Genomic DNA, 7,505 nt, shown 5'->3' on the forward strand with positions numbered 1-7,505 from the left:
GAGAGATCCGCCATGACCTCCGACACCGGCCTGCCCGTCCTCGTCATCGGCGCCGGCCCGATCGGCCTGGCCGCCGCCGCCCACCTGCTGGATCGCGGCATCGAGCCGCTGCTCCTCGAAGCCGGACCGTCCGCGGCCACCGCCGTGCGCGAGTGGTCGCACGTGCCGCTGTTCTCCACCTGGTCCGAGGTCGTCGACCCCGCCGCCGAGAAGCTCCTCGCCCCCACCGGCTGGACCCGGCCCGACCCGACCGCCTACCCGACCGGCGGCGACTGGGTCGGCCGCTACCTCCAGCCGCTCGCCGACGCCCTCGGCGACCGCGTCCGCTACCACTCCCGCGTCACCGGCGTGGCCCGCGCCGGACGCGACCGCATCGTCGACGCGGGCCGCGACGGGCAGCCCTTCACCGTCCACGTCGAACACCCCGACGGCACCGAGGAGCGCGTCCTCGCGCGCGCCGTCGTCGACGCCTCCGGCACCTGGGCCACCCCCAACCCGCTCGGTGCGAACGGCCTCCCGGCCCTCGGCGAACGCGCCGCCGCCGGCCGCGTCGCCTACCGCATGCCGGACCTGAACGACACCGTCGTCCGCGCCCGGTACGCCGGGAAGCGCACGGCCGTCGTCGGCACCGGCGCCTCCGCGTTCACCGCGCTGGCCGCGCTCGCCGACCTCGCCGAGGACGAACCCGGCACCCACGCCGTGTGGGTGCTGCGCCGGGGCATCACCGGCTCCACCTATGGCGGCGGCAGCGCCGACCAGCTCCCCGCCCGCGGCGCCCTCGGCCAGCGCGCCAGGGCCGCCGTCGAGGACGGCCGGGCCACCGCCCTCACCGGTTTCCGCACCACCGCCCTCGAACCCGCCGCCGACGGCCGCCTGGTCCTGGTCGCCGAGGACGGCCGCAGCAGCGAACCCGTGGACCAGGTCCTCGTCCTGACGGGCCTTCGACCGGACCTGTCCTTCCTCACCGAACTGCGCCTCGGTCTCGACGACCGCCTCCAGGCCCCGACCGCCCTCGCCCCGCTGATCGACCCCAACCAGCACTCCTGCGGCACCGTCTACCCCCACGGCGCCGCCGAGCTCGGCCACCCCGAGAAGGACGTCTACCTCGTCGGCGCGAAGTCCTACGGCCGCGCCCCGACCTTCCTCGCCATGACCGGCTTCGAACAGGTCCGCTCCGTCGCCGCCGCCCTCGCCGGCGACCACGAGGCCGCCGCCCGCGTCGAACTCACCCTCCCCGAGACCGGCGTCTGCGGCGGAGCCGGCCTCTACGACGCCCCCGCCCAACCGCAGTCCGCCGAGTGCTGCGGCGCCCCCGCGCCGCAGTTGATCACCCTCGGCGCACCCGCCACCGCGGCTTCCTGCTCCACCACCGGCGGAGGGTGCTGACCCGCTCCGGGGCCGGTTGCCGACGCTCCTCGACGAGCCGTCCCGCGTGGGCAGTCGAAGCCCTACACTGCCCACCGTGACGCACACCCCGGCCGAGATCGCGGCCGCCGCAGCCGCGTTCGGCGCCGAACTCGACCGGACGGCCGCCGGCCTCGGCCTGACGCTGCCCACGCCGGACCGGCTCAGCCCCAGCGGCGCCGAGTTCCTCGACCACGGCACCGACTCCCGTGCCTGGATCCACGCCTGGGTGTCCAGGGTGAGGCCCGCCGTCCGCTTGCGGCGCGCCGGAGCGACCCTCGCCAACGGCCACGCGCCGAACCTCGCCGGGGCGGTGCGCGCCGTGGCGGCCTGGCAGGCGGGCGCCGACCTCGCGACCGTCCGGGGCCTCGCGCCGTTCCTGATCGTCCACGACTGGGCGTTCGCGCACGAGCGCGAGCCGCTCGACGCGGTGGAGCTGGCCTGGCGTCATCGGTTCGGCCACTTCGACACGCGGCTGATCGGACGCTACCCGCCGAACTTCCGGACGATGTTCGAGGCCGCCTTCGCCGAACCCCGGCTGCGCCGACTGGCACCCGTGACCAGCCACTACATGCTGTGGTTCTCCGCCACGCCGCCGCCGGACCACCGGAAGATCGGCGGATCCATCGAGCCGCGACACGACGGGAGCTTCCTGGTCCGGAGCCGCAGGGGCGGCGACACCGTCGAGGTCGCCACCGTCGAGGAGGCCGTCGCGCTGGTGCTGGAGGGCCTCCCGCCGGGCTACTGACGGCCCGTCAGAGCAGCCCGTCCCACAGCTGTTCCACGATGACGGCCCACCAGTTCTCGGGGTCGCCGAAGACCGTGGGGTCGAGGGCGGCCAGGTCGCGCTGGAGGGCGTCGACGGCGAGGCCGGCGGACTGCGGGTCGAGGCCGCGGAGCGCGGGGTGGCGGGCGGCGAGGAGGGACAGGCAGCGGAGGTGGGCGTTGAGCGAGGCGGTGAGGTAGCGGCCGGTGCCGGTGCCGGGGTCGACGGCCCAGATCCGGCCGAGGCCCGCGCCGGTGCCGGTGCCGCCGTCGCCGCACTGGACGGCGATCAGGGCGTGGCCGTCGTCGCCGAGCACCAGGTACTGGGCGAGCAGGGCGCGGGTCCGCTCGGGGACGCGGGTGCCCCCGCCGGTGGCGGCGAGGTGGTCGGCGACGGTGGGCAGGCCGGGCAGGTGGTGGAAGAACGCGGGGACGTCGGCGGGCAGTCCGGCCTCGGCGAGGGTCGCGGCGGTGGCGGCGGGCAGCGCGGCGGGGATGTCGCCGGCGAGCCGGTGGACGGTGCCGAACTGCTCCGCCAGCCGGGTGCCCAACGCGCTGTCGCTCTCCGGGGCGGCGGCGGGCACCGCACGCGGGAACGGGATCCGGTTGGGCCGGGGCGGCGCGGGGCGGCCGGCGCGGCGGAAGCTGTCCTCGGTGGCGTCGGCGAGGGCGCGGACGGCGGCGGCCCGGCGGTCGTAGCGCGGGCCGTAGGCGTGGCCGTAGTCGAAGGTGGCGGCGGGGAGTTCGGCGAGCAGCACGGGCGCGCAGTAGCCGCCGGGCAGTTCGCAGGGCCGCAGGTCGGTGTAGACGGACAGCACGTCCTGGGGGCGGACGCCCTGCTGCTGGAGAGTGCGCCAGGCGCGGACCTCGGGGTGGCCCTCGCCGGGCGCGGAGAGCTGGAACAGGCTCTGCTGTTCGCCGGCGGCGTCGCGGTAGGTGAGGACGACGGAGTTGCCGGGGCCGACCACCGGCGGGCGGGACGGGTCGTGGCTGCCGGCGCCGAGCTTGTCGCGGTAGAGCTGGACGACCTCGTCGACGGGCACCGAGGGCCAGTGGGTGAGTTCGCCGGTCTCCCGGTCGACGACGGCGCAGGCGGTGCCGATCTCGGCGGGTGCGCGGCGCTCGCCGACGGGCTGCTCGGGTTCGGCGCCGGGGACCGGCCACAGTACCCAGCCGAGGTCGAACTCGTGCACGCCGATCCGGTGCCACTGGTCCTCGGGCCGGGCGCCGTTGATCCACTGGTGGGCCGCCTCGATGGCCTGCTCACGGGTCGTCACGCGGTCGTTCTCCTTCGGGGCCGGTTGGTCGGTGTTCACAGTAGTGGACGGGTTCCGGTCACTGTCCGGCCGGTTGCAGCGCGGCGACGCCGTGGGCGTCGGCGATCAGCAGCAGCCCGTCGGTGGTGAGGTCGGCGCCGGCCAGGGGTGCGGCGGACAGGAACGCGGCGATCGGCCCGGTGACGGTGCCGTCGGGGTTGCGCTGCCAGAGCCGGACGTAGTCGCTGCCGGTGGAGAGCGCGAGGGCGCCGGCGGCGCGCTGGTCGCCGTCGGGGCGGGCGAGCCGCTCGGGGTCGGTGTGGTCGATCTCGCCGGTGCGGGCGTCGTAGGCCGTCAACTCCGGCTCCTGGCCGGGTCGGTGGGCGATCAGCAGCTGGCCGCCGTCGGGGCGGACGGCGGCGGTGACGGCGCCGACGCCGGTGAGCGGGCGGGCCCACAGGGTGCGCCAGGGCACGTCGAGGCCGGTGGTGTCGAGGCCGGGGAGGCCGTCCTGGCGGGCGGCGTGGTCGAGCAGCGCGGCGCGCAGTTCGACGCCGAGTTCCTGGCGGGCGAAGAGCGGGGCGAGGCGCAGCCAGGTGCGGCCGAGCGGCGGCAGCGGGGTGCCTTCGGCGGCGAGGAGGTCGACGGCGGCGCGCAGGCGGTGCTGTTCGGCGTGCAGCAGGAAGCCGGGGTCGGTGAGGAGTCGGTCGAGCAGGCCGCCGTGCAGGGCGTGTCCGGGGAGTTGTTCGCGGAGGTAGCCGGTGGCGTCGGCCCAGCGTCGGGGGGTGTCGCCGGGGAGGGTGGCGAGCAGGGCGGTGGCGATGCGGCGGTGGACTTCGCGGGCGGTGCGGCCGAGGCGTTCGCGGATCTCGTCGGCGACGGCGGGGTGGACGATGCGGGCGCCGGGTGTGCCGTCGCCGGTGGTGGCGAGGTCGAAGAACGGCAGCAGCAGGTCGCGTCCGCCGGCCAGGGCGGGGCCGAGGTCCTTGCCGGCGACGGCGGAGGCGACGGGGGCCCACAGGTCGAACGGGAGGGGTTGGCCGGGGCCGGCGAGGGCGAGGGGGGCGAGCAGGCGACGCAGGGTGAGTTCGTCGCTGCCGCAGCGTTCGGCGTGCAGGTCGAGGGCGTCGCCGGCGCTGCGGGGCAGCGGCAGCGGGCTGCCGGGGCGGGCCTGGACGGACCAGCCGGCCAGTCGGACCACCAGCGGGGTGTCGGCGACGGCGGCGAGTTGGCGGGCCACGGTGGGTTCGGGGAGGGCGAGTTCGGCCTGCCGGAGCAGGGCGTCGGGGTCGCGCCAGGGGTCCCGGTCGAGGTCGAGGATCTGCAGCTGGTCGGCGGGGACGTCGCCGGCGAGGCGTTCGGCCTCGGCGCGGGGCAGGTCGGCGAGCAGGCGGACGCCGGGGTTGAGGGCGAGGGGCAGCAGCACCTCGGTGGTGACTCTGGCGGGCTCGTCGGTGCCGGTGAGCAGGCCGGCCCGGTCGATGTCGGCGACGACCACGGCCTGCGGCTGCTCGGGGGTGCCGAGTCCGGCGAGCACGGCGGGCAGCCGCTCGGCCCGGTCGGTGCCGGGGGCGAAGGTGTCGGCGAGCAGCCAGCGCAGTTGGACGGCGGTGAGGCCGGTGGCGTCGAGGACGGGCGGTGCGGGGAGGTCGGCGGGCGGGACGGTGGCCGGGTCGAGGGCGGCGAGGTCGAGGCGGTCGCGGTGGGCGGGGTCGCTGAGCATCAGGAAGGCGGTCAGCAGCCGGGTGCGGCCGCTGCCGCTGTCGCCGGTGATCAGCACCGTGCGCGGTGCGTCGGCCGTGCCGGCCCGCCAGGCCGCCAGGGTGCGCAGCGCTGCCGCCCGGCCGCCGAGGTAGGGGTGGGGCTGGTGGGCGACGGTGGTGTCGGTCACTTCGGGTCTCTCCGGTCGGGGGGAGGGGAGGCGGCGGGGAGGCTCAGGCCCAGGTGTCGGGTTCGAGGACGTGCTGCCAGCTGTCGGTGGCGGCGGCGTCGGGGTCGATTCCGGCGACGCGGGTGCGGAGTTCGGTCAGCAGGTCGAGGCTGTCGGCCTCGCGGGGCCAGTAGACCGTCAGGTACTGGGCCTGGAGGGCGATCATGGTGAGGAAGCGTTCGAGGGTGGTGCCGATCAGGGGGTCGCGGGGGCGGGTGGTGGCGGGCCAGTGGGCAGGCATCATCCGCAGCACCCGGCCGTCGCTGCCGTCGAGCACCAGGTCGGCGCCGAGCCAGCCGCCGAGCAGGTGGTAGGGGCCGGTGCCGGCCCGTTCGACGCCGTCGGGCCAGGGGCGGGCGGGCAGTCCGTCGCCGGGGGTGAGCCAGTAGCCGGTGGGGCTGTCGACGGCGGGCAGGCCGACGGTGGCGAGCAGGTCGCGGGTCGGGCCGTGGGTGATGCCGTCGGGGACGGTGTCGATCCGGTGCAACTGCCCTGCGCCGAAGGCCTGTTCGAGCAGCTGCCGGAGGTCGGGCTGTTCGGCCGGGTCGTAGCGGCGGGGCATTTGGCGGCCGAACGGGCCGACCAGCGGGACGAGTCGGTCCTCGGGTGCGTCGCGCAGCAGTGTGACGTCGGGTCGGACGGCGTAGACGCCCCGGTCGCCGGCCAGCACCAGCAGGTCGCCGACCGCGCCGCAGGTCTCCGCGTCGGGGTGGTGGAACAGTCCGAGCGGCGCGCCGTCCGGGCCGTCCAGGACGGTGGCGTAGCCGCGTCCCGCCTTGACCGTCAACGCGGCGTCGACGGGCGCGAGTTGGCCTTCTGCCGCGCCGATCGGGCGGCCGGTGGCGGCGTCGCTGACGAAGGCGTTCTCCTCCTCGTCCTCGGTGACCACCACGGGCGTGCCCCGCAGTTCGGCGGCGTAGACCCGGTCGATCTCCTCGGTGTGCCAGGGCTCGGTGCGGGGGGTGAACGCGCCGGGGGGGCTCCACCGGGACCACACCGTGCGGAACGTCAACGGCTCGGGGCACGCGGCGGCGAGGGCCTCGGCGCGCCCGGACTGGCCCCGGGTGTGGGCGTCGTGGGCGAGCCGGGCGATCCACTCGCCGTGCGGCGCGCCGGCCAGGCCGTAGCCGAGGAGGTAGCGCAGCGCGGCCGCGTGCGTGCCGTACCGGAACTGCCCGTCGGCGTACGCGGCGCGCAGGGCCTCCACCAGCGCGTCCTGCGGGACGTGCGCCAGGGCGCGCGGGTCGTCGAGCAGGTCGTCGAAGCGTCCGGCCTCGACGGCGTGGCCGGGCAGCGAACGGGCGGCCCACGGGTCGGTCAGGTCGGCGGCGAGCAGGTGCTCCGTCATCCGGGCGTGGAACGCGGCGGCCTCGGCCGGGGTGTAGCGCAACTCCTCGACCAGCGCGGGCCGTTCGAGGCCGACCGTGCCGTCCGCCGCCCGGACCAGCGGCTCGGCGGGCAGCGCCAGCAGGTCGGCCTCCGTCACGGGGACGTCCGCGGCCCGGCACAGCTCGGCCCAGGCGGCCACCGGCACCCGGCGCAGCTGGGCGTTGGCCAGCGCCCGCAGGGCGGCCAGGGTCTGCGGGGGGACGGCCGAGGTCAGCGCCGCCAGTTCCTCCGGGCCGGTGCCGCCCGGCAGTCGGAGGACCTCCAGCCAGTACCCGGCGGGTTCGGCGGCGGGCGGCGCGGGGGGCTGCGCCTGTTCGACGACCAGTTGCAGCCGGCCCTCCTCGGCGGGGGTGGTGAGCGCGGCGACGACGGCCCGCAGGCGCTCGGCCCCGCCGCCGCAGGACAGCGTGCCGGCCCGCTGGGTGTTGGCGAGCAGCACGGTGCGGGGCGTCCGGTCGCGGCGCAGCGCCCGTTCCAGGTCGGACAGGGTGCCGTAGCCGCGTCGCCGCAACGCGCGGGTGCGGTCGACGAGTTCCTGCGCGACGGAGTCGGCGCCGCGGTCGGCGGCGTCGATCACGACGGCCTCCGGGAACGCCTCGGCGATCCCGGCGAGCACCGCGCTCTTGCCGCTGCCGGCCGGGCCGGTCACGTGGAGCCGGCCCCGGCTGCCGCCCTGCAGTCGTGGGGGGGGGGGGGGGGGGCCCCCCCCCCCCCCCCCGGAGACGCGCCCGGGGCAAGGGGCCCACCCCGGGGCACAGGGG

5 protein-coding genes are annotated in these 7,505 nt (G+C 77.0%); 2 read left to right on the forward strand and 3 right to left on the reverse strand.

Annotated elements, in window-relative coordinates:
• Positions 1-12 precede the first annotated feature (12 nt).
• Positions 13-1,386: an NAD(P)-binding domain-containing protein gene (locus ACFV4P_RS12125; RefSeq protein ID WP_380470052.1), complete on the forward strand. Its 1,374-nt coding sequence runs from the start codon at positions 13-15 to the stop codon at positions 1,384-1,386.
• A 76-nt stretch (positions 1,387-1,462) separates the two neighbouring features.
• Positions 1,463-2,152, forward strand: coding sequence for a DUF6193 family natural product biosynthesis protein (locus ACFV4P_RS12130; RefSeq protein ID WP_380470054.1), 690 nt, complete (start codon positions 1,463-1,465; stop codon positions 2,150-2,152).
• A 7-nt stretch (positions 2,153-2,159) separates the two neighbouring features.
• On the opposite strand, the gene ACFV4P_RS12135 is transcribed toward ACFV4P_RS12130, so the two are convergent.
• The 3 genes from ACFV4P_RS12135 to ACFV4P_RS12145 are packed head-to-tail and all read right to left on the reverse strand — an operon-like array spanning position 2,160 to position 7,393.
• Entirely contained in the window at positions 2,160-3,446 is a 1,287-nt protein-coding gene (locus tag ACFV4P_RS12135; protein WP_380470056.1) for an SUKH-4 family immunity protein, read from the reverse strand.
• A 58-nt stretch (positions 3,447-3,504) separates the two neighbouring features.
• A complete protein-coding gene (locus ACFV4P_RS12140) occupies positions 3,505-5,316 on the reverse strand; it encodes an ATP-binding protein (RefSeq protein ID WP_380470058.1) in 1,812 nt (603 codons plus the stop codon).
• Between the two features lie 43 nt (positions 5,317-5,359).
• Positions 5,360-7,393, reverse strand: coding sequence for an SUKH-4 family immunity protein (locus ACFV4P_RS12145; protein WP_380470060.1), 2,034 nt, complete (start codon positions 7,391-7,393; stop codon positions 5,360-5,362).
• Positions 7,394-7,505 lie beyond the last annotated feature (112 nt).

This window comes from Kitasatospora sp. NPDC059795 (assembly GCF_042732175.1).
In the GTDB taxonomy this organism is placed as follows: Bacteria; Actinomycetota; Actinomycetes; order Streptomycetales; family Streptomycetaceae; genus Kitasatospora.

What these genes read in the sequence shown, in the direction of transcription:
- ACFV4P_RS12125 (WP_380470052.1), top strand. Translation starts at nt 13, where the DNA reads ATGACCTCCGACACCGGCCTGCCCGTCCTCGTCATCGGCGCCGGCCCG.